At 68.8% G+C, this 25,919-nt stretch carries 22 protein-coding genes, 2 tRNA genes and 1 pseudogene; 9 read left to right on the forward strand and 16 right to left on the reverse strand.

The genetic code is table 11. The features are described 5' to 3' along the window. The first annotated feature begins 104 nt into the window (after positions 1-104). The 3 genes from ACVN90_RS09950 (at position 105) to ACVN90_RS09960 (ending at position 4,424) form a co-directional block, all read left to right on the forward strand. A complete protein-coding gene (locus ACVN90_RS09950; RefSeq protein ID WP_475101942.1) occupies positions 105-1,442 on the forward strand; it encodes an MFS transporter in 1,338 nt (445 codons plus the stop codon). Positions 1,443-1,573: 131 nt separating this feature from the next. Continuing rightward, positions 1,574-4,174, forward strand: coding sequence for a valine--tRNA ligase (gene valS, locus ACVN90_RS09955; RefSeq protein WP_475101943.1), 2,601 nt, complete (start codon positions 1,574-1,576; stop codon positions 4,172-4,174). A gap of 1 nt (position 4,175) precedes the next feature. Then, positions 4,176-4,424, forward strand: coding sequence for a hypothetical protein (locus tag ACVN90_RS09960; RefSeq protein ID WP_116193228.1), 249 nt, complete (start codon positions 4,176-4,178; stop codon positions 4,422-4,424). Between the two features lie 9 nt (positions 4,425-4,433). Here ACVN90_RS09960 and ACVN90_RS09965 read toward each other — a convergent pair whose 3' ends face one another. The 3 genes from ACVN90_RS09965 to ACVN90_RS09975 are packed head-to-tail and all read right to left on the reverse strand — an operon-like array spanning position 4,434 to position 6,663. Beyond that, positions 4,434-5,801 (reverse strand): MFS transporter, encoded by a 1,368-nt coding sequence (locus ACVN90_RS09965; RefSeq protein WP_475101944.1) that lies wholly within the window; start codon positions 5,799-5,801, stop codon positions 4,434-4,436. Further along, entirely contained in the window at positions 5,798-6,028 is a 231-nt protein-coding gene (locus tag ACVN90_RS09970) for a hypothetical protein (protein WP_475101945.1), read from the reverse strand. The genes ACVN90_RS09965 and ACVN90_RS09970 overlap by 4 nt, the downstream gene beginning before the upstream one ends. Then, positions 6,025-6,663 carry an ArsR/SmtB family transcription factor gene (locus ACVN90_RS09975; RefSeq protein ID WP_475101946.1) on the reverse strand — a complete coding sequence of 213 codons (639 nt, stop codon included), beginning with the start codon at positions 6,661-6,663 and terminating at the stop codon, positions 6,025-6,027. Before ACVN90_RS09975 ends, ACVN90_RS09970 begins: the two co-directional genes overlap by 4 nt. Positions 6,664-6,783: 120 nt before the next feature. On the opposite strand from ACVN90_RS09975, the gene ACVN90_RS09980 reads away from it, so the two are divergent. Then, positions 6,784-8,841: a M3 family metallopeptidase gene (locus tag ACVN90_RS09980; RefSeq protein WP_475101947.1), complete on the forward strand. Its 2,058-nt coding sequence runs from the start codon at positions 6,784-6,786 to the stop codon at positions 8,839-8,841. Here ACVN90_RS09980 and ACVN90_RS09985 read toward each other — a convergent pair. The 3 genes from ACVN90_RS09985 to ACVN90_RS09995 form a co-directional block, all read right to left on the reverse strand. Beyond that, positions 8,838-9,905: an alpha/beta fold hydrolase gene (locus ACVN90_RS09985; RefSeq protein ID WP_475101948.1), complete on the reverse strand. Its 1,068-nt coding sequence runs from the start codon at positions 9,903-9,905 to the stop codon at positions 8,838-8,840. The genes ACVN90_RS09980 and ACVN90_RS09985 overlap by 4 nt on opposite strands. A gap of 88 nt (positions 9,906-9,993) precedes the next feature. Next, on the reverse strand, positions 9,994-10,824 hold the full coding sequence (locus ACVN90_RS09990; protein ID WP_475101949.1) for a hypothetical protein: 831 nt from the start codon (positions 10,822-10,824) through the stop codon (positions 9,994-9,996). A gap of 106 nt (positions 10,825-10,930) precedes the next feature. Continuing rightward, the gene (locus ACVN90_RS09995) at positions 10,931-12,049 is read right to left on the reverse strand and encodes an epoxide hydrolase family protein (protein ID WP_475101950.1); all 1,119 of its coding nucleotides are present in this window, start codon (positions 12,047-12,049) and stop codon (positions 10,931-10,933) included. Between the two features lie 239 nt (positions 12,050-12,288). On the opposite strand from ACVN90_RS09995, the pseudogene ACVN90_RS10000 reads away from it, so the two are divergent. After that, a pseudogene (locus tag ACVN90_RS10000) lies at positions 12,289-13,314 on the forward strand (IS110 family RNA-guided transposase); the annotation flags it as partial. Between the two features lie 152 nt (positions 13,315-13,466). On the opposite strand, the gene ACVN90_RS10005 reads toward ACVN90_RS10000, so the two are convergent. The 7 genes from ACVN90_RS10005 to ACVN90_RS10035 form a co-directional block, all read right to left on the reverse strand. Beyond that, complete coding sequence (locus ACVN90_RS10005) at positions 13,467-14,480, reverse strand: serine hydrolase domain-containing protein (protein ID WP_475101951.1); 1,014 nt, start codon at positions 14,478-14,480, stop codon at positions 13,467-13,469. Between the two features lie 31 nt (positions 14,481-14,511). Beyond that, the gene (gene clpX / locus ACVN90_RS10010; RefSeq protein WP_116193219.1) at positions 14,512-15,780 is read right to left on the reverse strand and encodes an ATP-dependent Clp protease ATP-binding subunit ClpX; all 1,269 of its coding nucleotides are present in this window, start codon (positions 15,778-15,780) and stop codon (positions 14,512-14,514) included. A 205-nt stretch (positions 15,781-15,985) separates the two neighbouring features. Next, positions 15,986-16,657 (reverse strand): ATP-dependent Clp protease proteolytic subunit, encoded by a 672-nt coding sequence (locus tag ACVN90_RS10015; protein ID WP_475101952.1) that lies wholly within the window; start codon positions 16,655-16,657, stop codon positions 15,986-15,988. A 28-nt stretch (positions 16,658-16,685) separates the two neighbouring features. Beyond that, positions 16,686-17,276 carry an ATP-dependent Clp protease proteolytic subunit gene (locus tag ACVN90_RS10020; RefSeq protein WP_374974494.1) on the reverse strand — a complete coding sequence of 197 codons (591 nt, stop codon included), beginning with the start codon at positions 17,274-17,276 and terminating at the stop codon, positions 16,686-16,688. 157 nt (positions 17,277-17,433) lie between these two features. Next, positions 17,434-18,948: a trigger factor gene (gene tig / locus ACVN90_RS10025; protein ID WP_475101954.1), complete on the reverse strand. Its 1,515-nt coding sequence runs from the start codon at positions 18,946-18,948 to the stop codon at positions 17,434-17,436. A gap of 82 nt (positions 18,949-19,030) precedes the next feature. Next, positions 19,031-19,104: transfer RNA gene (locus tag ACVN90_RS10030), tRNA-Pro, on the reverse strand. Positions 19,105-19,180: 76 nt separating this feature from the next. Beyond that, positions 19,181-19,558, reverse strand: a complete 378-nt coding sequence (locus ACVN90_RS10035; protein ID WP_475101956.1) for a nuclear transport factor 2 family protein — start codon at positions 19,556-19,558, stop codon at positions 19,181-19,183. A 99-nt stretch (positions 19,559-19,657) separates the two neighbouring features. Here ACVN90_RS10035 and ACVN90_RS10040 point away from each other — a divergent pair. The 3 genes from ACVN90_RS10040 (at position 19,658) to ACVN90_RS10050 (ending at position 21,874) form a co-directional block, all read left to right on the forward strand. Continuing rightward, positions 19,658-19,731: transfer RNA gene (locus tag ACVN90_RS10040), tRNA-Gly, on the forward strand. A 76-nt stretch (positions 19,732-19,807) separates the two neighbouring features. Continuing rightward, positions 19,808-20,836, forward strand: coding sequence for a lactonase family protein (locus tag ACVN90_RS10045; protein WP_475101958.1), 1,029 nt, complete (start codon positions 19,808-19,810; stop codon positions 20,834-20,836). A gap of 132 nt (positions 20,837-20,968) precedes the next feature. Continuing rightward, on the forward strand, positions 20,969-21,874 hold the full coding sequence (locus tag ACVN90_RS10050) for an alpha/beta fold hydrolase (RefSeq protein ID WP_475101960.1): 906 nt from the start codon (positions 20,969-20,971) through the stop codon (positions 21,872-21,874). A gap of 7 nt (positions 21,875-21,881) precedes the next feature. On the opposite strand, the gene ACVN90_RS10055 is transcribed toward ACVN90_RS10050, so the two are convergent. Both ACVN90_RS10055 and ACVN90_RS10060 read right to left on the reverse strand, forming a co-directional pair. Continuing rightward, positions 21,882-22,421 (reverse strand): gamma carbonic anhydrase family protein, encoded by a 540-nt coding sequence (locus tag ACVN90_RS10055; protein WP_475101962.1) that lies wholly within the window; start codon positions 22,419-22,421, stop codon positions 21,882-21,884. Next, positions 22,418-24,565, reverse strand: a complete 2,148-nt coding sequence (locus ACVN90_RS10060; protein ID WP_475101964.1) for an acyltransferase family protein — start codon at positions 24,563-24,565, stop codon at positions 22,418-22,420. The genes ACVN90_RS10055 and ACVN90_RS10060 overlap by 4 nt, the downstream gene beginning before the upstream one ends. 144 nt (positions 24,566-24,709) lie before the next feature. Here ACVN90_RS10060 and ACVN90_RS10065 point away from each other — a divergent pair, with 144 nt between their 5' ends. Further along, on the forward strand, positions 24,710-25,192 hold the full coding sequence (locus ACVN90_RS10065) for a Dps family protein (RefSeq protein WP_475101966.1): 483 nt from the start codon (positions 24,710-24,712) through the stop codon (positions 25,190-25,192). A 49-nt stretch (positions 25,193-25,241) separates the two neighbouring features. On the opposite strand, the gene ACVN90_RS10070 is transcribed toward ACVN90_RS10065, so the two are convergent. Then, positions 25,242-25,910, reverse strand: coding sequence for a response regulator transcription factor (locus ACVN90_RS10070; protein ID WP_475101968.1), 669 nt, complete (start codon positions 25,908-25,910; stop codon positions 25,242-25,244). Positions 25,911-25,919 lie beyond the last annotated feature (9 nt).

Here is a 25,919-nt window from a genome sequence, read left to right on the forward strand (position 1 = left end):
TGATGGCCGGATCAGCGCTGGTCCGACGATTCTACCGTGGGAGTGCAAGGGGGAATGCGGGGGCGGCCTCAGGGGTTTCTGGACTCGTGCCAAGATCGACTCCCGTGACCGCAGCAGCACCCGACACCGCGCTCGCCCTCGAATCCGCCCCCACCCGCCGCGTGGCGTGGGCCTCGATGGTGGGCACGTCCCTTGAATCCTTCGACTTCTACCTGTTCGCGTACTTCTCGGCGTTCTTCGTCGGGCCGCTCTTCTTCGACCCGCTGGGCGAGTTCGGCGCGACCAGCGCGGCGTTCCTCACCATCGCCCTCGCGTTCGTCGTCCGGCCGATCGGCGCCGTGATCTTCGGCTACATGGGCGACCGGCTCGGCCGCCGCGCGACGCTGCTGTGGACGGTCGCCATCATGGGCGTCGCGACCGGCCTCATCGGCGTTCTCCCCACGTATGCCCAGGCGGGCTGGCTCGGTGCGATCCTGCTGATCTTCCTTCGCATCGTGCAGGGCTTGTCGCTCGGCGGCGAGTGGGGCGGCTCGATCCTCATCGCGACCGAGAACTCCGGACCGCTGAAGCGCGCCTTCTACGCCGCGGTCCCCCAGCTCGGCTCCCCCGTGGGCTCGATCCTCTCCGCCACCGTGTTCATCGTGCTGACGGCCGTCCTCCCTGCCGAGCAGATCGCCGAGTGGGGATGGCGCATCCCGTTCCTCCTCGCGGTCCCGCTGCTGCTCGTGTCGCTGTACCTGCGGTGGTCGATCACCGAGACACCGGTGTTCGAGCGCGTCGTCGCAGAGGGGCGCCGCGTCCGCGTCCCGTTCCTCACGATGTTCGCGAAGCGCCCCGGAGCCATGGCGATCGCCATCGGCGCGGCTCTCCTGGGCATCGGGTCGTACTCGCTGATGAACACCTACACGGTCAACTACGGCGTGGAGCAGCTCGGCTTCAGCTTCCAGGACCTGCTCATCGCGACAACCATCGGCGGGCTGCTGCAACTCGTCACCATCCCGCTGTTCGGCGCCTGGGCGAGCCGCGTCGGCTCTGCGAACGTCGTGGTGTGGGGCGCGCTGGGCACGCTCCTCATCACGTTCCCGATGTACTTCCTGCTCCAGTTCGCGACCTTCCCGATCCTCGTGGCGACCATGCTCGTCGGCGGCATCCTGCCGACGATGGCGTGGGCTGCGCTCGGTGGCCTGATGAACGACCTCTTCCCCGATCGCTTCCGCTACTCGGCGCTGTCGTTCGCCTACGCCCTGGCCGCGACCATCAGCGGGTTCGTGCCCTACCTGACGTTCGAGCTTGGCGTCGCGACGGGCTTCGCGTGGTGGCACCCCGGCGTGATCCTCGCGGTCATGTCCGCCGTCACGCTCGTCTCCGCGTGGTTCGCCTCACGCCGCGCCGTCGAGCCGGAGCTCGCCACGGACCCTGCGACCGCGACAGCGAACGCCTGAACCGGAACGGATGCTGCGGGCCGCAGCATCCGTTCCGCCCTGCGGGTGTGTTGCACCCGGGTAGAATCGAGCGACATCCCACACTCAGGCACGCTCACACAGTGCCGCACATATCGCCTCGAGGAGACGCCATGACCGACGCCCACCCCGCACAGGGTCAGATCCCGGACAAGCCCGCGCTCGAGGGACTCGAAGAGAAGTGGGACGCCGCGTGGTCCGGTCAGGGCACGTATCTGTTCGACCGCGCCCGCGCCGTCGAGGTCGGCCGTGAGGGCGTGTACTCGGTCGACACTCCCCCGCCCACCGCGTCGGGGAGCCTGCACATCGGGCACGTCTTCTCGTTCACGCACACCGACCTCAAGGTGCGCTACGAGCGCATGCGCGGCAAGACGGTGTTCTATCCGATGGGCTGGGACGACAACGGCCTTCCCACCGAGCGCCGCGTGCAGAATTACTACGGCGTGCGCTGCGACCCCTCGCTGCCCTACGACGCCGACTTCACCCCGCCGTTCGAGGGCGGCGACAACAAGTCCAGCCGGGCCGCAGACCAGGTGCCCGTCAGCCGTCGCAACTTCATCGAGCTCTGCGAGAAGCTCACCGTCGAGGACGAGAAGCACTTCGAGGACCTCTTCCGCCAGCTGGGACTCAGTGTCGACTGGACCCAGACCTACCGCACCATCTCCGACGACACGATCCGCACCAGCCAGCGCGCGTTCCTGCGCAACCTCGAGCGCGGCGAGGCGTACCAGGACCTCGCGCCGACGATGTGGGACATCGACTTCCGCACCGCGATCGCCCAGGCCGAGCTCGAAGAGCGCGAGCAGCCCGCCGCGTACCACCGCGTCGCGTTCCACCGCACCGACGGCGCCGGCGACGTGCACATCGAGACGACCCGCCCCGAGCTGCTGCCCGCGTGCGTGGCGCTTGTCGCCCACCCCGACGACGAGCGCTACCAGCCCCTCTTCGGCACCACGGTGCGCACGCCGCTCTTCGACGTCGAGGTGCCGGTGCTCGCGCACCCGCTGGCGCAGCCCGACAAGGGCTCGGGCGTGGCGATGATCTGCACCTTCGGCGACGTCACCGACGTCGTGTGGTGGCGCGAACTGCAGCTGCCCAACCGCACGATCCTGGGTCTCGACGGACGCGTGCTGGCCGAGGCCCCGCAGGCGATCGAGACGGAGGCCGGCAAGGCGGCGTACGCGGAGCTCGCGGGCAAGACGGTGTTCAGCGCCAAGAAGCGCGTCGTCGAACTGCTGCAGGAGTCCGGCGAGCTGATCGGCGACCCGAAGCCCTTCTCGCACGTCGTGAAGTTCTACGAGAAGGGCGATCGCCCGATGGAGATCGTCTCGACGCGCCAGTGGTACATCCGCAACGGCGCGCGCGACGAGGCGCTGCGCGACAAGCTCATCGCGCTCGGCAAGGACATGTCGTGGCACCCCGACTTCATGCGGGTGCGCTTCGAGAACTGGACCAACGGCCTCACCGGGGATTGGCTCGTCTCGCGCCAGCGCTTCTTCGGCGTGCCCATCCCCGTCTGGTACGCACTCGACGAGAACGGCGAGCGGGACTACGACCGCGTGCTCACGCCCGACCACGCCTCGCTGCCGATCGACCCGTCCATCGACGTCCCCGCCGGTTACACGCCCGAGCAGCGCGGTGTACCGGGTGGCTTCGAGGGTGAGAACGACATCTTCGACACGTGGGCGACCTCCTCGCTCACCCCGCAGCTCGCGGGCGGCTGGGAGCGCGACCCGGAGCTCTGGAACCTCGTCGCCCCGTTCGACCTGCGTCCGCAGGGTCAGGACATCATCCGCACGTGGCTGTTCTCGACGCTGCTGCGCAGCGCCCTCGAGGACGACCGTGCGCCGTGGACGGATGCTGCGATCTCCGGGTTCATCGTCGACCCCGACCGCAAGAAGATGTCGAAGTCGAAGGGCAACGTCGTCACGCCCGCCGACATCCTCTCGCAGCACGGCTCGGACGCGGTGAGGTACTGGGCCGCCTCGAGCCGTCTCGGCACCGACGCGGCGTTCGACCCGCAGAACCCCACGCAGGTGAAGATCGGCCGTCGCCTCGCGATCAAGGTGCTCAACGCCGCCAAGTTCGTGCTGTCGTTCCCGGTTCCCGAGGGCGCGGAGGTGACCCACGCGCTCGACGCGTCGATGCTCGCCACCCTGCACGGCGTGGTGCGCGAGGCCACGAAAGCCCTCGACAACTACGACCATGCGCGTGCGCTCGAGCTGACCGAGTCGTTCTTCTGGACGTTCTGCGACGACTACCTCGAGCTCGTCAAGGAGCGCGCCTACAACCAGACGGACGCGGGGCAGGCTTCCGCCGCACTCGCGCTGCGCCTGGCGATGTCGGCGCTGCTGCGACTTCTGGCGCCTGTGCTCGCGTTCGCGGCGGAAGAGGCCTGGTCGTGGTTCAACGAAGGCTCGGTCCACACCGCGGAATGGCCCGTCGCGCCTGAGGAGGAGTGGGGCGACCCCGCCGTGCTCACGGCGGTGAGTGCGGCGCTGATCGGCATCCGCCGCGCGAAGACCGAGGCGAAGGCGTCGCAGAAGACCCCGGTGGCGTCGCTCACGATTCGCGCCGAGGACCACACGATCGCGAACCTGCGGCTCGCCGAGGGCGACCTGCGGGCCGTCGGCCGCATCGAGACGCTCGAACTCCTCGACGGGTGGAGCGAACTCGTCATCGAGGGCGTCGAGCTCGCTCCTCAGGAGGTGTGACATGCAGCTCGGAACACGCTGGACCTCGGGCGACGAACCGCCGAAGGCCGTCCCCGCCGCGCTGGTGCGCGGCATCCGTTCCGTCGACGAGACGATCCCCGGTGACCAGCTCGGTCAGCCGCGTCCGCGCTGGACGCTCACGTGGCTCGAGGGGAAGCCGATCGCCGAGCTCGACACGGGCGTGATCGTGTCGCTGGACGCCGACGGCGAAGCCGTCGTCCGGCACGATCCGGACGACGGCTTCGCGTAGGCCTCGGGCTCATTCCTCCGGTGCGTCGTGCTGCGACGCCGAGAGGAGCAGTCGCACAGCGAACAGGGTCGCGACGAGCGTGACACCTGCCGCGATGAGGAACGGCAGCCGCAGGTCGATGCGGGCGACCCACCCGCCGAGGAGCGTCGCGAACGGGAAGATGCCCCACGTGAAGGTGCGGCTGATCCCCAGCACGCGGCCGAACATGTGGCCGGGCACGATCGTCTGACGCAGCGCGCCCCACGGCACGTTCCACACCGACACGGCGGCGGCCATGAGGCCGTAGGCGATCGTCCCCGTGATCGCCTCGGGTGCTGCCCAGACGGCGGCGAGGCTGAGAGCGGCGACCACGTTGGCCCCGAGCATGACCGCCCCGCGGCCGAACTTCGCAACGAGCGTTGCGGCGACCAACGATCCGGCGAGCCCGCCGAGCCCGATGCCGGCGGTGACCACGCCGATCGCGGCGGCCGGGACGTGCTGCACGTCGAGGAAGTACAGGTAAACGGGCGCCTGGGCGAAGGCGAACGCTGACCCGACGATCGAGGTGAAGATCACCATCGAGCGCAGGAACCGGTGGTTCCAGAGGTACACGAAGGCGTCACGCGCCGAGACGTTCGGACGCGCTGCGGGCGCAGCATCCGTCTCCGCGGTCTTCTCGGCGGCTTCCTCGGAAGCGGCCAGCGGGTCACCGGCGGCCACCGCCGCCTCGGCCCGCACCGATGTGGCGTGCACATCGTGGAGGGGACGGGCCGCAGACAGCGGAAGCATCACCGCGAGCACAATCGGGATGAGGTAGGCGGCTGCGCCCACCCAGAGCGGGAGCGCGAGGGAGATCGCGAACAGCACACCGCCGATCGGCGACGAGATGAAGCTGTCGATCGTGATCTGCGCCGTCTGCAGCCAGCCGTTGGCGCGATCGAGCGCGGGGCGCTTGACCACGCTCGGCACGATGGCGTTGGTCGCGTTGTCGAACAGGGTCTCGCCGAGGCCGAACACCAGCACACCGGCGAAAAGCCACCAGATGTCGAGCGCTCCGGTGACAGTGAGGACGGCGAGCCCGACCGCGGCCAGGCCGCGGATGCCGTTCGCGATCGCCATGATCCATCGCCGGTCGAAGCGGTCGACGATCATGCCCGCGGGGAGGCCGAAGACGAGCCACGGGAGGAACGCCAGCGCCCCGATGGCCGCGATCGCGAGCGGATCGCGGGTGAGGGTGGTGGCGATGAGCGGCACCGCCACCCGCCCGAGCCCGTCGGCCAGGTTGCTGAAGGCGGCTGCCGTCCACAGCTTGCCGAAATCGCGGCCGAGCGGGACCCTGCGTGCCCGCCCGGCCGGCGATCCGGTCCGCTCAGCCGTGTCGACGACGCTCTCGCTCATCGCGGGAGCATCCCCATCGCGGCGCGCGCCTCGGCTTCGCGCCGTGCGCCGCTCGCTGCAGCCTGTGCGGTCAGTGCGCGACGCTCCTGGGCGTCGTCTCGCTTCTCGACGCGTGCGACGACGTACGCGTCGAGAGCGGATGCCGCGCGCAGCAGCGCGCGGTCGAATCGGGTGGCGGATGCCCGGAACCCACGTGCTGCGAGTTCGTCTGCCGTGATGGCGGTCATGACTGTCCTCCTAGTTGCGGGAGCGGGAACAGGTCGGCCCGGATGGTGACGGGCCGGACGTTCTCGCCGGTCTGATTGCGGTAGTTGTCGACGGTCTCGTCGATGAGCGCCATGATCTTGAGCGCCAGTTCCTTGCTCTGCTCCGGCGTGAGTCGCGCGGTGGCGGTGGAGATCAGGGTCCCCTCCTGCCACATCTCGTCCTCGCCGCCGATCCCCCGATTGACGAAGTCGAGCAGCTGGTCGTTGCGGTTGCGCAGGAACTCGTTCATGACGACCTGTGTAGCCGCGCGGCCGGCGGGCGTCGTCATCGCGTCGGGGTTCGCGAAGGACACGCCACCGACGGGACGCTCCCACCAGCGCTCACGCCCGGTGCCGCGGTCCTCGGCCTCGCGGATGAGATCCTGCTTGGCGAGAGCGCGAAGGTGGTAGCTCGTCGAGCCGCTGGACTCCCCCAGGCGCTCGGCGAGCGAGCTCGCCGTCTGTGGGCCGTATTGGCTGAGGATGTCGTAGATCTTCACGCGAAGCGGGTGCGCCAGGGCCCGGAGGGCGCCGGAGTCCAGGACGCGGTCCTGGTCGTGGCGCTCTGCGGAGCGGGCGGCGGCATCGTCCGCCTGCGGGGTCTCGTTCTCTGCCATGACCTCAGGTTAGCGATGCAAAGACGTCTTTGCAAGTACTTCTTTGCAACAAATTGTTTGCAAGTCTGTCTTTGCAAAATACTCGCGGCATGCCGCGCCGGCGTGACTAGGCTGGACGCCATGCCGAACGACAACCCGCTCCTGTCCCCCAGCACGCTGCCGTATGGGCTTCCCGAGTACGCAGCGATTCGCCCCGAGCACTATCTGCCGGCGTTCGAGCAGGCGTTCGCGGATCACACCCGAGAGGTGTCGACGATCACGCGCGTGCGATCGATGCCGACTTTCGAGAACACCCTGGTGCCGCTCGAAGAGAGCGGACGACTGCTGGGCGACATCGCGCGGACTTTCTACACGGTGTCTTCGGCCGACGCGACACCCGAGATCCAGGAGATCGAAGAGCAGCTGGCGCCGCTCATGTCTGCGCACCAGGATTCGATCCAGCTGGACTCCGCGCTGTTCTGGCGCATCAAGACGATCCACGATCAGCTCGACGAACTCGATCTGACACCCGAACAGCGCTACCTCGTGGAGCGTCACCACACCGAGATGGCCCATGCCGGCGCAGGGCTCGACGATGAGGCGAAGAAGCGCCTCACGGAGCTGAACCAGCGTCTGTCCACCCTGACGACGCAGTTCGAAAAGAACCTGCTCGCCGACACCAACGACCTGGCGATCGTGTTCGACGATGCGTCCGAGCTCGATGGGCTCGCGGAGGGCGAGCTTTCCGCGGCCGCGCAGGCCGCCGCGGATCGCGGGCTGGAGGGCAAGTGGGTCGTGACCCTCACCTTGTTCACCGGCCACCCCTACCTGTCGAGTCTGACGGATCGGGAGTCGCGTGCTCGCCTGCTCGCGGCATCCCGCTCCCGCGGATCGCGCGGCAACGACAACGACAACCGTGCGACGCTGCTCGAGATCGTGCGCCTGCGTGCCGAGCGCGCCGCCCTGCTCGGCTACGACTCGCACGCCGCGTACATCACGTCGGACGAGACCGCCGGCTCGCCCGCGGCCGTCCACGACCTGCTGCGCCAGCTCGCCGCGCCGGCGGCTCGGAACGCCCGTCGCGAGCAGGCGAAGCTGCAGGCCATCGTCGACGCCGGCCCCGAGCCCTTCGCTCTGGAGGCACACGACTGGGCGTTCTACACCGAGAAGGTGCGGGCCGCGGAGTACGATCTCGACCGCGCCGCGCTCCGGCCGTGGTTCGAGGCCGAGCGGGTACTCCAGAACGGCGTGTTCCGCGCCGCGACGGACCTGTACGGCATCACGTTCACCGAGCGCCCCGACCTCCGCGGCTACCACCCCGACACACGCGTCTTCGAGATCCACAACGCGGACACCTCGACGCTCGGGCTTTATGTCCTCGATCTCTACACGCGCGACACGAAGCGCGGCGGCGCGTGGATGAATTCGATCGTGCTGCAGTCGGGGCTGCGCGGCACGCAGCCGATCGTGGTCAACAACCTCAACGTGCCCAAGCCGGCCGAGGGGCGCCCGACGCTGCTCAGCCTCGACGAGGTGACCACGCTGTTCCACGAGTTCGGCCACGCGCTGCACGGCCTGTTCGCGACCGTCACGTACCCGCATTTCGCGGGCACCAATGTCTACCGCGACTTCGTCGAGTTCCCGAGCCAGGTCAACGAGATGTGGATCTACTGGCCCGAGATCCTCGCGTCGTACGCCCGCCACATCGACACCGACGAGCCGCTCCCTGCCGAGATCGTCGAGAAGCTCCACGCATCCGAGGCGTTCAACCAGGGCTTCGCGACGAGCGAGTACCTCGCGGCGGCATGGCTCGACCAGGCGTGGCACTCCCTGTCGGTGGACGGCGCCGCGGCAGGCATCGATGTCGCGGACTTCGAGGCGAGAGCCCTCGCCGACATCGGCCTCGACAGCCCGGTCGTGCCCACCCGGTACTCGTCGACGTACTTCGCCCATGTGTTCTCGGGCGGCTACAGCGCCGGCTACTACTCGTACATCTGGAGCGAGGTGCTCGACGCCGACACCGTGGAGTGGTTCCGCGAGAACGGCGGTCTGCGCCGCGAGAACGGCGACCGGTTCCGCGGGCGACTGCTCGGCGTGGGCGGGTCGAAGGACCCGCTCGAGGCCTATCGCGACTTCCGCGGGCGGGATGCCGAGATCCAGCCGCTCCTCGAGCGGCGGGGTCTCGCCGGTAGGCGCTAGGCACCGGCGGCGTGGGCTACGGCCCATGCCGCCGCCGCCGCGCGTGTCGGCACTCCGAGCTTCGTCCGGGCGTTGGCGACGTGCCGATGCACGGTGTGGACGCTCAGGAAGAGTTCGGCCGCGATCTGCGCATCCGTCTTGCCCTGGGAGATCAGCACGAGCACCTCGCGCTCCCTGGCCGAGATCGGAGACGCCGCGCGGCCTTGCCCCGTCTCCTGCTCTCGTGTGTCGGGCACGAGTCCACCGGGGAGCTGTGGGTCGATGACACCGTCGAACGCGAGCGCGCGATGCAGGAAGCCGGCGGCGTCGCCGTGCCACGGGTGATGAGCGGAGCCGTCTAGCACTTCCAGCCGCGCACCGGGGATCGCGGCCGCGGCGGCGGCACCGAGCGCCAGAGGTACGGCCCGATCTCCCCTCCGGTGCAGCACGAGGGTGGGCGCGCGCACGCGGGAGGCTGCCGCGCGAGCATCGAAGGAGTACACCGCGCGAAGCCCCGCAGCCGCGGCGTCAGCCGTGGCCGTCGAACGCTGGTGGCGGGCGTACGCGCGACGCTGCTCGGCCGTGGCGTCGGGGTAGAAGATGTCGGACATCACTCGGTAGCTGACGCCCCAGCTGCGGCGCACGAGTTCGACGAGGGCCGCACGGTCGGCAGGCGAGGCGATCGAGGAGCCGTCGAGGTACGCGCCCGACAGGACGAGACGCCGCACACGATCCGGATGCCGCGCCGCGAACTCGACCGCGACCGCGCAGCCGGACGAGCCCGCGAACAGCGTCGCATCCGGTGCGTCGGCCGCGTCGAGCACGGCCTTCATCGCCGCGACGTGGGGCTCGAGGCTGTCGGGAGTCTCGGTGCGGGACCGTGAGAGCCCGCTTCCGGGCGGGTCCGTCCGGATGACGCGACGATGCCGCGCCATCTCCTCCACGAACGCGCGGAAGGGCGCGTACTCCCAGTCGCGCTCGAGATGACTCATCCACCATCCCCCGATGAGCAGCGGCGGGCCGGAGCCGATCTCCGACCATGCGACGTCGTCGGAGCCCGACCAGACGTAACGGACGGTGGACACGACATCAGTATGGGCCACGGTCCCGCCCGGCAAGGGCGGGGCGTGCCCGCCGGTGCGCGGCGCTGCAGGCTCGCCCACCGGCGGAGGGCTATCCCAGCCGGGCGAGCAGGGCAGTCGTCCGTGGATGCCTCAGGGCGATCCAGGTCGCGTCCGCCCGGGCGACCACACCACCGCGCTCGTCGATCATCGCGACGGACGTCTCGTAGCGCCGGCCGTGCTGCGCGCGGGTCCAGCTGTGGACCGCGAGATGCTCGCCGACGCGCGGACGGCGTTCCACGCGGCCCGTGAGCGTCCCCAGCAGGCACAGGATGCGCGCGTCCAGCGCGTGCGCCGGGTAGCTCGGGCAGTCGAGCGCACCCCACACCGCGGGATAGTCGGCGACCCCCGCGTGCGCGACGCGGGTGTCGACGCTCCACGGCGCGGCGAGTCGTGTGCCATCGGCCAGCGGTCCCGGCGTGACGTGCATGCCGTCCACCCGCTGCGTTCCGCACACGACGCAATCGGCCAGAGCGTGTCGCATGCCGGCCAGCGGGTAGCGGGATCTCGCCGCGAGTGCTTCGTCATAGGTCGGCGCGGCAGGCATGGCCGCGTCCACGAGGCGAGCCGGGCGCGCCCGTGCGATGATTCGTCGCCGGTCGAAGACCAGTCCGCCACCGCTCCCGTCTCCGACGACCGGCAGCTCACGGCCGAGTGGAATCGGCCGGTGCAGGACCACGGTGGTCGTCTCCGCGTCGATGTGCTGGGCGATGGAGCCGGCGGCGAAGCCGCCGTTGGCGGAGCGGCGTGGACCGTTCAGCCGGCGATCGACGACGACGGTGCCGATCCGTTCGCCCGGGGTGGGGACGCTCAGTGCTGAGAGAGCGGGCGCCGAGGTGGGTTCTGGGCCGAGGCCGAGGGTGGAAGGAGCGAGTGCTGACATGCTCCGAGTAAAGGCGTGGCGGCACGGGCTCCGCGTCGCCCGATCAGGCTATTCGCGCATGGCCCGAAAGAGTCACTCCGAGCGGGTCCGGTGCGGTCGGAGCCCATCACATCAGCTGGAGCTCCCGCGCGAACGCGCGAACGCGATCGGCCATCGCGGCGGGCACCTCGGCGATCGCGAAGTGCCCGCCCGCGTCGAGCCGCTCGAACGTGCGCAGGTCGCGGTAGAACCCTCGGGCGAGTGTTTCCGGGTAATCCCCTTCATGCCTCTGGATGTGGACGGATGCCGGTACCACGACGGGGGGCATCGCGTCGGGCTGATCGGCGCCTTCGTAGTACGGACGGAACGACGTGCCGATCGACTGGGTGGTCCAGTAGATCATCGCCTCGGTGAGGATGCGTTCGCGCGAGATCCGGCCTTCGACAGCACGCGGGTCACCCTGCGGCGTGTCACTCCATTCGACGAGCTTCTCGGCCAGCCAGACGAGCAATCCCGCCGGCGAGTCGTTGAGCGCGACGGCGAGCGTGTCGGGTCGCGTCGCCTGGATGTGCCCGTAGGCGCCGTTCGCGCCGCCCCACCGCTCGAGCCGGGCGAAGAAGGCGACCTCGTCCGGCGCGGTCAGCGCCGCGCGCTCGGTCATCGAGGGGAAGTGCGAATGGGTGACGAGCACGCCGGTGACCGCATCCGGGTATGTCCCGGCGATCAGGTCGTTGACGTTCGCGGAGACATCCTCGCCGTAGGTCAGGTAGGTGTCGTACCCCAGCACCTCGGTCATGAGGGCATGCATCGTCGCGGCCAGCCGCGTCTCGGTCATCGGGCCGTCGGCGTACGCGGTCGAGTACGCGAAGCCGGGGAAGCTCGGCACGACCACGTGGAAGTCGGGCAGCAGATCGGCGAAATCGAGCTGCAGCGCGAAGGTGTGCGGCCAGCCGTGCATCACGAGAAGTGCGGGGGCGTCGGCGCGCGCCGAGCGAAGGTGCGCGAAGTGGATCGTGGCGTCGCCGATGTCGGCGAGGAACTGCGGGTGGGCGTTCAGCCAGTCCTCCCGCGCGCGCCAATCCCATGCTCGCCAGGTCTCGACGAGCTCCGCGAGGTACTCCCCGCTCATGCCGGAGGTCGGCCGCCGCGGTGAGTCCGGGAGCGGTCGGAACCGGATGAGACGCTCTCGCAGATCGGCGAGGACGGCCTCGGGCACGTGGATCGAGAAGGGACGGACGGGCGACATGGGGCCGAACCTACTCGGCCCCTCCGACGTTGAGACTGGTAGCGCCCCGCCGAGCGTCTGACTCAGCCTCCGACTGGCCCTGGTGCCTTCAAAGTGATCCGTCGACACCGGGCGGGGCTTCTGAGGTCGCCGACCAGGCGGACATGACTTCATAGGAGCCTGGGCGAACAGGCCCCCATCAACGTCCTGTCTGCCCGCCCGGTCGGTTGCCGATCCGACTAGAGAAGGGCAGAACCATCATGACAACACCTGCGGTGGAAGTCATCGCCGGAGTCGACACGCACGCCGATACGCATCATGCCGCCGTCGTCGACAGCGCCGGGCGGAGACTGGGCGATCGTCAGTTCCCGGCGACTGAGGCCGGCTATCTCGCGCTGATCGCGTTCATCGTGTCGTTCGGTGTGCTGCTGCGGGTTGGTGTCGAAGGCACCGGTTCGTACGGGGCCGGCCTGGCCCGTGTTCTGCGTGATCACGGCATCCTGGTCAGTGAGGTGATCCGCCCGAACCGGCAGACCCGGCGGATGCGGGGCAAGTCCGACCCGATCGACGCGTACGCCGCTGCCGCGACCGCGCTGGCCGAGACCGATCTGCCCGTGCCGAAGACCGCGGATGGTCAGGTCGAAGCGATCCGACACGTCCTGGTCGCCCGCCGCAGCGCTGTCAAGGCCCGCACCGCCGCGCAAGTGCAGATCAAGACCCTGTTGGTGACCGCTCCCGAGAAGATCCGCCAGAAGTATCGGGGCCGGACCGATAAATCCCTGATCAGCACCCTCGCCGCCACCGGCCCGGCCGATGCCGTCGATGTGACGACGATCGTCGCCCGCACGCTCCGGTCCCTCGCCCGCAGACACCAGCAGCTCACCGACGAGATCACCGACCTCGAGTCCCTCCTCGAACACCTCACCAGGCAGCAGAACCCGGCCCTCGCTGCCGCGAAGGGCGTCGGCCCGGTCACCGCCGCGCAACTGCTCGTGACGGCCGGAGACAACCCGGAACGGCTCCACGGGGAAGCCGCGTTCGCCGCGCTCTGCGGAGTCAGCCCGATCCCCGCGTCCAGCGGGAAGACCACCCGCCACCGCCTGAACCGGGGCGGTGACCGGCAAGCGAATGCTGCCCTGCACCGGATCGTGCTGGTCAGGATGAGCTACGAACAACGCACCCGAGACTACGTCGCCAAGAAACGCGCCGAGGGCCGCTCAACGCGGGAGATCATCCGCTGTCTGAAACGCACCGTCGCTCGGGAGATCTTCACCCTGCTCACCCAAGACGTCGAGATCCCAGCCTTCGACGATCTCCGCCCTCTCCGCCAGCAACGCGGCATCAGCCTCGAGACCGCCGCCCAACACTTCAGCGTCTGGCCCATGAAGATCTCCACCATCGAACGCGGAAAACGACGCGACGACGACTTCGCCACCACCTACCGCAAATGGCTCCTCACGGCTTGACAACCAATAGGAGCATCACCGCCGCCCTTGATGGCGTGCATCAGCTCGCGCACCCGTGCGAACGTCGGCACCTCGACGTTCGCGAGGCCCGTGACGGTGGTCGCGCTCGGGGCATGATGCCGGCTCACCGCAACCACGCCGTGGTCGCCGCCCACGATGATGAGGTCGTCGTCATCGAGCCACACTCCTCGGCCGTAACCGAGTCCGTCTCCGGCGTCGTCGGTGACCCGCTCGGTGAGCAGTGCCACCAGCGAGGGATCGACGATGCGCCCGGCCAGGAGCGCCCGCCAGAAGCGGTGGAGGTCGCCGACTGTTGAGTGCGCTCCTCCGTCTCCCGACCCGACGACCGGGAGCTCGAACACGTTGGTGCGGCCGTCCTCCTTGTATCCGGTGGCGGTGCCGGGCGGAAGCCGGTCGGAGCGCGGGAAGCCCGTTGCGCCCATGCCCGCCGGCTCGAAGACGCGGGTCCGCACGAGGTCGGCGAACGGGATGCCCCCGACGCGCTCCGCGATGATCGCGAGCACGACATAGCCCCCGTTGCAGTACGAGAACCGCTCCCCTGCCGGGAACTTCGTCGGGAACCCCTCCAGCATCGGCAGGTAGGCGGGCGTGGAGTCGAGCTGCTGCACGGGCACGCTCAGGGGCGCCAGCGCGTCGATCTCTTCATCGAGGTAGTCCCCGATCCCGGAGGTGTGGCTCAGCAGGTGGTCGACGGTGACATCGTCGGCGATCAGCGGCAGGTCGTTCTGAAGGAGCTCTCGTGCGCGGGTGTCCAGACGCAGGTCGCCGTCGCCGATGAGGGAGAGCGTCGTGAGGGCCGTGAAGGTCTTCGTGCCGCTCGCCAGCCCGAAGCGCGTCTCGGGGGTGTTCGGCGCACCCGCGGTGCGGTCGGCGAGACCGACGGCCCACTCGCCGAGCACGTGTTCGCCGCGCCGGGCGCTGATGACTCCGCAGAAACCCTCGAGATCGGGGACGACGTCACTCATGCGCTGAGCTTCCGCGGCGGTGGAACCCGAATCAGGCGCTCTTGCGCTTCTCCCGGAGCACGAGCGTCGGGGGCGCTCCCTCGTCGACAGCCGCGCGCGTCACGATGACCTTGTCGACGTCGTCGGTCGAGGGAATCTCGAACATGATCGGGCCGAGGACGTCCTCGAGGATCGCGCGAAGGCCGCGAGCGCCGGTCTTGCGTGCCACGGCGAGGTCGGCGATCGCCTCGAGCGCCTCACGGTCGAACTCGAGGGTGACGCCGTCGAGCTCGAACATGCGGTGGTACTGCTTCACCAGCGCGTTCTTCGGCTCGGTGAGGATCTCCATGAGCGCCTCGCGGTCGAGCGGCGAGACCGACGCGACGACCGGGAGACGACCGATGAACTCGGGGATCAGGCCGAACTTGTGCAGGTCTTCCGGCTGCACGTCGCCGAAGAGGTTGAGGTCTTCGTCTTTGCGGTGCAGCGAAGCGCCGAAGCCGACGCCGTGCTTGCCGACGCGGGACGAGATGATGTCTTCCAGACCGGCGAAGGCGCCCGCCACGATGAACAGCACGTTCGTCGTATCGATCTGGATGAACTCCTGATGGGGGTGCTTGCGCCCGCCCTGCGGAGGCACCGAGGCGACGGTTCCCTCGAGGATCTTCAGCAGCGCCTGCTGCACGCCCTCCCCCGAGACGTCGCGCGTGATCGACGGATTCTCGGCCTTGCGCGCGATCTTGTCGACCTCATCGATGTAGATGATGCCGGTCTCGGCGCGCTTCGTGTCGAAGTCGGCGGCCTGCAGCAGCTTGAGGAGGATGTTCTCGACGTCTTCGCCGACGTAGCCCGCCTCGGTCAGCGCCGTGGCGTCTGCGACCGCGAACGGCACGTTGAGGCGCTTTGCGAGCGTCTGCGCCAGGTAGGTCTTCCCGCAGCCCGTCGGGCCGAGGAGCAGGATGTTGCTCTTGGCGATCTCGATCTCGTCGGCGCGCTGCTCGGCCGACTGGATCGTGCCGTGTGCACGCACGCGCTTGTAGTGGTTGTACACGGCGACTGAGAGCGCGCGCTTCGCGTCGGTCTGCCCGACGACGTACTCCTCGAGGAAGGCGAAGATCTCGCGGGGCTTGGGAAGATCGAAGTCGGCGACGACGCCGGACGACGACTCGGCCATGCGCTCTTCGATGATCTCGTTGCACAACTCGACGCACTCGTCGCAGATGTAGACGCCGGGCCCGGCGATCAACTGCTGCACCTGCTTCTGGCTCTTGCCGCAGAAGGAGCACTTGAACAAGTCGGCGCTCTCACCGATGCGTGCCATGCCGCTCCTCCTCGTACGTCGGGGGCGAGCCCCCCAGCTGTTCTCCGAGCCTAATAGCTGACGCCGACATGCGCGGGCATTGCGACGCACGTTGTGGACGACACGGAGTTCGCGGACAGAGAACCCGCGCCGCGCAAGGAAGCGCCCCGCCACCCGGCTGGCCGGGCGGCGGGGCGCTCATCTCTCACGCGCAGGTGCGGAAGGACTACTTCGTCAGAGCCTGCTGACCGCGCTTGCGCGTGGTGAGCACCTGGTCGACGAGGCCGTAGGTGACCGCCTCCTCCGCGGAGAGGATCTTGTCACGGTCGATGTCTTTGTTGACCTCGGCCTGCGTCTTGTTCGAGTGCTTCGCGAGAGTCTCCTCGAGCCACGTCCGCATGCGCAGGATCTCGGCCGCCTGGATCTCGATGTCGGACGCCTGACCGTGGCCGGCCTCGCCGACGGCGGGCTGGTGGATCAGGATGCGCGCGTTCGGCAATGCGAGGCGCTTGCCGGGCGCACCGGCGGCCAGCAGCACGGCGGCGGCCGATGCGGCCTGGCCGAGCACGACCGTCTGGATCTGCGGCGACACGTACTGCATGGTGTCGTAGATCGCCGTCATCGCCGTGAACGAGCCGCCCGGCGAGTTGATGTACATGATGATGTCGCGGTCGGGGTCCTGCGACTCGAGCACGAGAAGCTGCGCCATGACGTCGTCTGCCGACGCATCGTCGACCTGGACGCCGAGGAAGATGACGCGGTCCTCGAACAGCTTGTTGTACGGGTCCTGGCGCTTGTAGCCGTAGGCCGTGCGCTCCTCGAACTGCGGCAGGATGTAGCGGCTGCCGGGCATCTGAAGCGCCTGGGGCGCCGCCTGACCGAAGGTGGGGGTCTGCATTCGGGTTCTCTCTCTTTCGCCTTCAGGCTCAGCTGTCGGTGGCGGTGCCGCCGCCGCCGATGACGTCGGTCGCGGATTCGCGGATGTGATCGACGAAGCCGTACTCGAGTGCCTCCTCGGCACCGAACCAGCGGTCGCGGTCGCCGTCGGCGTTGATCTGCTCGACGGTCTTGCCGGTCTGCTTCGCCGTGATCTCGGCGAGGCGCTTCTTCATGTCGAGGATGAGCTGCGCCTGCGTCTGGATGTCGCTCGCGGTACCGCCGAAGCCGCCGTGCGGCTGGTGGAGGAGGACGCGGGCGTTGGGCGTGATGTAGCGCTTGCCCTTGGTGCCCGCGGTCAGCAGGAGCTGGCCCATCGAGGCCGCCATGCCGATGCCCACGGTGACGATGTCGTTGGGCACGAACTGCATGGTGTCGTAGATCGCCATGCCTGCAGTGATCGAGCCACCGGGCGAATTGATGTAGAGGTAGATGTCCTTCTCGGAGTCCTCGGCGGCGAGAAGCAGGATCTTCGCGCAGATCTCGTTGGCGTTGTCGTCACGCACCTCCGACCCCAGCCAGATGATGCGGTCCTTCAGCAGCCGGTCGAAGACGCTGGTCGCGACAAGTGGTTCGGCCATGTGTACTCCTGTTTCCTTGGGTCGCCATCGAATCTACCGGCGCCCCGCGAACGACCCGCCCGTGTTCGCCCTGGGCAGAGCGCACTCATGACAGAAGAGGACGGATGCCGCGGCATCCGTCCTCTTCTGTCAATCGGTCAGTCGACCGGAAAGAGCGTCACTCGGCGTCGGCGGCCTTCTTGGCCGGAGCCTTCTTCGCGGCCGGCTTCTTGGCCGGCGCCTTCTCGGCGGCGGGCTCATCGGATGCTTCGGCCTTCTTCGCGGCGGGCTTGCGCGCGGGAGCCTTCTTCGCGGGCTTCTCTGCAGCCTCGGCCTCTTCGGCCGCGATCACGGCGTCGGCGTCGGCCGCGGCATCCGCGATCTCCTCAGCCTCCGCGACGACCTCTTCCTCGTCATCCGTCGCGACGAAGCCGCTGAGGTCGACGGGCTTGCCGTTCGTGTCGACGACGTTGACCTTGCCGAGGGCGACCGCGAGGGCCTTGTTGCGGGCGACCTCGCCGATGATGGCGGGGAGCTGGTTGCCCTCCTGCAGCGCGTTGACGAAGTCCTGCGGAGCCATGCCGTACTGCGCGGCCGACTGCACCAGGTACTGCGTGAGCTCGTCCTGCGAGACCTGGACGTTGACGGTCTCGGCGATCTTGTCGAGCAGCATCTGGGTCTTGAACTGCTTCTCGCTCGCCTCGGCGACCTCGGCGCGGTGGACGTCGTCCTCGAGGCGTCCCTCGCCCTCGAGGTGGTTGTGCACCTCGTCCTCGATGAGCTGCGGCGGCACGGGGATCTCGACCTGCTCGAGGAGCGTCTCGATCAGCTTGTCGCGCGCCGCGGAGCCCTGCGTGAACGCACCCTGCTGGCCGACGCGCTCCTTGAGGCTGTCGCGCAGCTCGGCGATGGTGTCGAACTCGCTGGCGATCTGAGCGAAGTCGTCGTCGGCCTCGGGGAGCTCGCGCTCCTTGACGGCCTTGACGGTCACCGAGACCTCGGCCTCTTCGCCGGCGTGGTCGCCGCCGACGAGCTTCGAGCGGAACGTGGTGTCCTCACCGGCGGTGAGCGAGTCGATGGCCTCGTCGATGCCCTCGAGGAGCTCGCCGGAGCCGACCTCGTACGACACGCCCTCGGCGCGGTCGATCTCGCTGCCGTCGATCGTGGCGACGAGGTCCAGCTCGACGAAGTCGCCCGTGGCGGCCGGACGGTCAACGGTCACGAGCGTGCCGAAGCGGCCGCGCAGGCGGTCCAGCTCCTCGTCGATCGCGGCCTCGTCGACCTCGATCGCGTCGACCTCGACGGTCGTGCCCTCGAAGGACGGAAGGTCGAACTCGGGACGCACGTCGACCTCGACGGTGACCTCGAGGTCGCCCGAGAAGTCCTTCTCGTTCGGCCACGTGGTGACGTCGGCAGACGGACGGCCGAGCACGCGCAGCTCGTGGGCGGCGGCGGCCTCGCGGTAGAAGGTGTCGAGCCCTTCGCTGACGGCGTGCTCGAGCACCGCGACACGGCCGATGCGCTGGTCGATGATCGGCGCGGGCACCTTGCCCTTGCGGAAGCCGGGGATCTGCACGTCCTGCGCGATGTGCTCGTATGCGTGCTTGATCGACGGCTTGAGCTCGTCGGGGCTGACCGTGATGTGCAGCTTCACCCGGGTCGGGCTGAGCTTCTCGACGGTGCTGTTCACCATGCCTGTACTTCTCCTCTTTCCGGCCGCACACGCCAGCGTGCGGTTGAAGGTCTGGGTTCGAAAAATTCCGAGGGCCGTGATGTCGGGGCGACAGGATTTGAACCTGCGGCCTCCCGCTCCCAAAGCGGGCGCTCTACCAAGCTGAGCTACGCCCCGGGCGGGTTCGCACGCGTGCGTGCGCCTTTCGGCCCCGAGAAGTCTAGCCGACCTGCCGGAGACGTTCCTGCGCCGCCTACATCTGCTCGACCCAGCCCGCGCGCCAGTCGGGCGCCGGGAACGGCTTCGTCCAATACGCGGTCTCCTTCGCGATGAGCCCGTCCCGCAGCTCGAAGACGAAGACCGTCTGGTACGGATCGCCGTCGCCGTAGTCGAGATCAGCCTCCAGCACCCACAGGTCTCCGTCACCGGTGAGGCGCCGCGGAGAGATCGCCGGAAGCTGCGGGAACGCGCCGTAGATCGAGCGCCGGTTGCCGGCGCCGACGATGCGCTCCCCCGACTGCGGCCATTCGATGACGGCATCGTCGTGGAACACGTCGTCCATGCCCGCGACTTCGCCCGCGTTGAGTGTGGCGACGAGCGCCTCGACGACCTGCCTGCCCGTGCGTTCCATGACCGGCCCCTTTGCTCGGCCGCGCGTCTGGAGGGCGGGTCGGACCGGAACGACCTTCGCGATGTAATACGATTGGTCGGTGCCCGTCCGCGGGCGCACGGGGATGTAGCTCAATGGTAGAGCCTCAGTCTTCCAAACTGATGGTGCGGGTTCGATTCCCGTCATCCCCTCCATATGAAGAAAGCCCCGATGATTCGGGGCTTTCTTCATGTCTGGGAGCCGACGCGTCGCCACGCCTACGATCGAGGGGTGACCGAATCGCTTCTCGCCCTCGTGGCCAATGCCGGTGATGGCAGCATCAGCACCTTCCGACTCTCGGACGGTTCACTCGAACGGCTTGCGGTGACGGAAGGATTGAACGGATGCTCCACCTTCGCGATGGATGCGAGGCGCGACCTCGTCTACGCCGGCGTCAAGGGTGAACCCGCGGGGATCGTGACGCTCCGGCTCGATCGCGCGACCGGCCGGCTCTCGGAGGTCTCCCGCGCAGATCTGGGCGGCGGCGGCATGAACTACCTGGCGCTCACGCGCGACGGCTCCGGCCTTCTCGGGGTGTCGTACGGCGGCGGATACGGGATCGTCGCACCGGTGACCGACGGGGTCGTGGGCGAGCCGGTGTCGCGGATCGGGTTCCCCAATCTGCACTCCGTGCTGCCGAGCGCCGACGGCCGGTTCGCGTACTTCGTCTCGCTCGGCGCCGATCTGGTGGCGCAGTACGCCATCGGCGAAGACTTCTCGCTGAAACCGCTCGAGCCGGCGACGGTCGCCGCGCCGGAGGGCAGCGGTCCCCGCCACCTCGTGCTCAACGAGGCGCAGGACGCGGTGTACGTCCTGACGGAGTTCTCGGGCGAAGTGCTGCACTTCACCCGTGACACCTCTGACGGGACGCTCGAGCTCGTGGGCGCAGCATCCGTGTTCGATCCGTCGAAGGGGCTCGCGCACAGCCGATTCGGCGCCGATCCGCGGGCGGAGCACCTCATCTGGGGCGCGGATCTGCACTTCGGCGCGGGCGGCCGATGGCTGTGGGCCACGGAACGCACCGAGAGCACGCTGGGCGCGGCATCCGTGTCGGCCGATGGGTCGGTGACGCCGGCGGCGAGCTTCACGGTGACAGAGACCCAGCCGCGCGGCTTCGCGGTCAGTTCCGACGGCGCCTACCTCGTCGCGGCGGGCGAGCGCTCGACCGACGTCGCTCTCTATGCGGTGGACGACGATCGCCTCGAGCTGCTGCAGCGGATCGAGACCGGCGGCGGGGCCAACTGGGTGCGGTTCGTCTGAGACGAGGGGGCGCCTCCGGAAGCGCGGTTTCGTTCAGATCGCACGACGTTCTCCTGCGTGCCCTACTGTCCCCCGATCGCTTTATCGCGGCAGACTGAGCGTGGAACTGTTCCATGCCCTCCAGGAGCCGCCATGAGCAGCCGCAAGCCGATCCCCGAGCCGGGCGAGCGCAAGCTCCCGCGGCGACCCGCGTCGGAACTCGCCGAGAAGTGGACGCGCATCGACGGCGTGGACGTCTTCTACCGCGAGTCGCCGAATCCGACCAAGGACGAGCGCGTCATGGCGCACGTGCACGGATTCGGACTCTCCGGCCGCTACCTCCTGCCGACGGCGGAGCGGCTCGCCGACGAGTTCCACACCTACGTGCCCGACCTTCCCGGCTTCGGGCGCAGCGGCAGGCGTCGGGACATGCTCGACATCCCCGACCTCGCGCGCGCCGCGGTCGACTTCTTCGATGACCGCGGCGTCGAGAAGGCGACGCTCGTGGGCAACTCGATGGGATGCCCCGTCATCATCGAGTTCGCGCATCGCTTCCCCGAGCGCATCGACCGCGCGGTGCTGGTCTCCCCGGCGGGCGGGCTGTTCAACCAGCCGCTGCGCCGTGCCATCAAGCAGCTCTCGCAGGATGCGCCACGCGAGCCGGTCAAGATGGCGCGCGTCGCCGTGCCCGACTACGTGCGGTTCGGCGTGCCGAGCACGATGCGGATGTTCCGCTCGCTGACCCAGTACCCGTCACTGCAGCGGCTGCTCGAGATGAGCATCCCCACGCTCGTCGTGCTGGGCCAGCGCGACCCGCTCCTCCCCCACGCGCACCGCGTCGACGAGATCGCCAGCCAGACCGACAGCCACGTGCTGGTCGTGATGCTCGAGGGCGCGGCCCACGCGATCAACTTCAGCCATCCGGGTCAGCTGGCGCACGTCATCCGTCATTTCATGGACGATCTGCCGATCGAGAACGACCCTGCCTGGCCGGGCCACGTTCGCCTGTACGAAGTGCACCGCGGCAAGCACCACCCGACCGCGCGTCCGAAGGACTGACGAGCTTTCAGGTGAGGGGCGCCGCGTCGCGGTGCTCCTCGATGTGCGCGAGGTAGTGTTCGGCGTTGCGCAGCAGCCCCGCACGCTCCTCGTCGCTGAGCGCGCGGCGCACTTTCGCAGGTACGCCGGCGACCAGGGAGCCGTCCGGGATGTCGGAGCCCTCGAGCACGACCGCACCGCCGGCGACGAGGCATCCGGATCCGATCTTGGCGCCGTTGAGCACGACCGCGCCCATGCCGATGAGCGAGCCGTCGCCGATCGTGCAGCCGTGGACGACGGCGTTGTGGCCGACGGACACGTTGTCGCCGATCACGACGGGCTTGCCCGCATCGACGTGGACCGAGACGTTGTCCTGCAGGTTGCTGTTGGCTCCCACGGTGATCGTGTCGCCGTCGGCGCGGAGCACCGCGTTGTACCAGACGCTGGCGCCGGGGCCGAGGGTCACTCCCCCGACGACGCGGGCGCCGGCGGCGATGAACGATGTCGGGTCGAGCGAGGGCGTCCTGCCTGCTGCGACGAGGACCGAGGCTCCGGGTGCGACTGTCATGGTCCGACCCTATTGGCCAGCGCCGCCTCGATGGCCTCGGTGTACCAGGGCGCGAGGGTGTCGGCGAAGGTGACCGTCAGGTGGTCCTGGTCGCGGTAGATGTTCGCCCCGCCCACGACGGGCGCACACGTCTCGTCGCCGCAGAACACGTCGGTGAAGTCGAGCAGAGTGACGGAGTCGGCACCGGATGCTGCGTCCCGCAGCGGATCGTCCTCCACCAGCACGTCCGACCGGGCGCCGTCGCACTCGGACGCGTCTCGTGTGCGCAGGCACTTGTTCGGGTCGGTCTCCCACACGGGGTTGTCGACGACGGTGATGACGGGGATGCCGCGATCGGTCACCGTGCTCCACGCATCGCGGTAGCCGGCGACGGCGGCGTCGAACGAGGAGTCGTACCCCGACGACGCGTACGGGGTCGTCGCGATCGCCGCGGTGAAGACGGCGTCGAGGTCGGCGTCGTCGATCGCGTTCTGCACGCGGTCGCGCCACTCGGTGCAGGCGGCGCCGAACGCCCCCGGCGTCGACAGCGGCGTGGTGTTCCAGGGGCAGGCGCCCTTGAACCAGGTCACGAGCTGCCAGCCGTTCTCGTCGGCCATCCGCTGGAACGTCGACAGCAGTTGGTAGGCGTGACTGTCGCCGATGAGCGCGACGCGCGGGGCGTCGGGATCGTCGGAGCCGAAGGTGCAGGAGACGGGGCGCGAGTCGGTGAGCTGTACGAAGCAGTCGGGGTTCTCGGGCCGGTCGATGCCGGCGAACCCGGGCGCCGGCAGGATCGTGTCGCCGAAGTCGGCGCCGACGCACGACGCGTCGAGGACGGAAGCCGCGCCGAAGCACCCCGGCGGGTCCTGCTGCAGCTCGGCGATGTCGCGCGTTCCCTGGTTGTAGAGCGGCGCGTTGACGAACCACGCGGAAGCGGCCACGAGCCCCACCACCACCATCGCGGCGAGCGACGACCACAGCGTCACGCGGGCGGGGCGCGAGGTGAGCACCTTCCAGCCGCGGGCCGGGTCTTCGACGAACCTCTTCGTGAGCCACGCGAGCACGAAGCACAGCACGAGGAGCGCGACGCGATGGTAGATCGTCAGGCCCCAGAACGGGACCGATGGGGCGATGATGATCAGCGGCCAATGCCACAGATACAGCGAGTAGGAGATGTCGCCGACGAACTGCGCCGGGCGGATCGCGAGGATGCGGGTCGGGTACCACCAGCGCTCGGTGTTCGAGGCCGAGATGACCGCGGCCGCTCCCAAGGTCGGCAGCGCCGCCATGTAGCCCGGGAACGGCGTCTGACCGTCGAACGTGAACGCGACGTACAGGAGCAGCAGGATTCCGCCCCAGCCGAGAACGAAGCTGCCGATCGCGCCCCGCACCCGCAGCATGGGGACCAGCGCGATGAGCGCACCGACGCCGAACTGCCACATGCGGCCGAACGTCACGAAGTAGGCGGGCGCCGGGTTCGTGATCGTGAAGACGACGCAGAACACGAACGAGACGACGGTCACGATGCCGAGGGCAGTGATGATCGCGCGCCGACGCGCGCCGCGGAAGAACTTCACGCCGATCCACGCGGCCAGCAGCATGATGAGCGGCCACATCACATAGAACTGCTCTTCGAGTGACAGCGACCAGTAATGCTGCACCGTGGTGGGCGAACCGGAATGGTTCAGATAGTCGGCCGAGTTGAGGGCCAGGTACCAGTTCTCGACGTAGAACGTCGACGCGAGGATCTCACGCACCTCGTTCGGCAGCGCCGAGGTGGGCATGAGGTACGGCGACATCACGACGACCGCGCAGAAGAGCAGAACGAGAAGGGATGCCGGGAGGAGGCGTCGTGCGCGGCGCGCCCAGAACTGGCCGAGCCTCACCGTGCCGGTCGCGGTGAGCTCGCGCATGAGGTGCGCCGTGATGAGGAAGCCCGAGATCACGAAGAAGATGTCGACGCCGATGTAACCGCCGGTGAGCCGACCGGGCCAGAAGTGGTACAGCACCACGGCCAGGACGGCGATGGCACGCAGTCCCTGCACGTGCGGGATGAAGCGCGAGGGCTCGGCGTGTTCGGGCGAGCGGTCGCGAGGCTCGCGGGTCACGGTCTGGGCGGGAGCGCCCAGATGCTGCGGTCCGAGGTCGTGATCGGCGGAAGGCACGCATCGACGTTAGCCGCTGTCGCATGGCTCGCTCGCACCGACGGCACGGATTCCCCGGTTTAGCCCAGCCTTCTCTTGCTTGCGGAATGACTCCTCGTGAGTAGCGTTGCAGTCACTGGAGGCCGAACGATGGAGACGAGAGACATGACGAACACCCAGACCACCCCCGCAACCGCAGCGAACCCCGACGTCGCCGCCGCGACGGCGCAGTTCCTCACCCCCGTTGTCCTGGGCCTGCAGGCCCTGGCCGTGAACGGAAAGCAGGCGCACTGGAACGTGCGCGGCGCGAACTTCATCGCGATCCACGAGCTGCTGGACTCCGTGGTGCTCCACGCGCAGGCCGGCGCCGACCAGGCCGCCGAGCGCATCGTGGCCCTCGGACTCCCGATCGACGCCCGCGTCGGCACCGTCGCCCAGAAGACGTCGAGCGCCGTGCCCGCCGGCTTCACGCAGTGGGACGCCCTGATCCGCAACGTGATCTCCGACATGGACACGGTCATCGCCGACACCCAGGCCGCGATCGACGGACTCGACGAGTTCGACCTCACGAGCCAGGACATCGCGATCGGCATCAAGGAGTCGCTCGAGAAGGACCGCTGGTTCCTCTTCGCGCACCTCGCCGAGTGACCGGAACGTCATGACGAAAGCCCCCGGTTCTCCGGGGGCTTTCGTCATGTCACGGATGCTGCAGAAAGGCGAGCACCGCGAGGACCCTGCGGTGCTCGGTACCCGACTCCTCGAGACCGAGCTTCGCGAAGATCGCGCTGATGTTCTTCTCCACCGCTCCGACGCCGATGAACAGCCGTTGCGCGATGCTGGCGTTGCTGCGCCCCTCGGCCATGAGCGTCAGCACATCCGTCTCGCGCGGCGTGAGCGTCGCGAGCGGATCGGGCCGCGCCGAGAGGAGGCCCTGCACCACGAGCGGATCGAGCACCGTGCCCCGCTCGCGGACGCGGCGGACGGCATCGGTGAATTCGTCGAGCGAAGTGACGCGATCCTTCAGGAGGTAGCCGACGCCGCCCTCGCCGCCGGCGAGGAGCTCCTTCGCATAGACGCCCTCGACGTACTGGCTGAGCACGAGGATGCCGACTGCCGGAATCGCGGCGCGCAGGGCCAGGGCCGCGCGGATGCCCTCGTCACGGAAACCGGGCGGCAGACGGACGTCGAGGATCGCGACATCTGCTCGTGCCTCGCGGACGCGGGCCACCACGTCCTCGGCGTCGCCCCAGGCGCCGGCGGTCGTGTACCCTGCCTCCTCGAACAACCGGACGAGGCCTTCGCGCAGGAGGACCGAGTCCTCGAACAGGACGACGCGGAGGGGTGCGGAGTCGGGCGGGGCGACCATGCCCTCAGG

The organism is Microbacterium sp. F01, assembly GCF_056156365.1.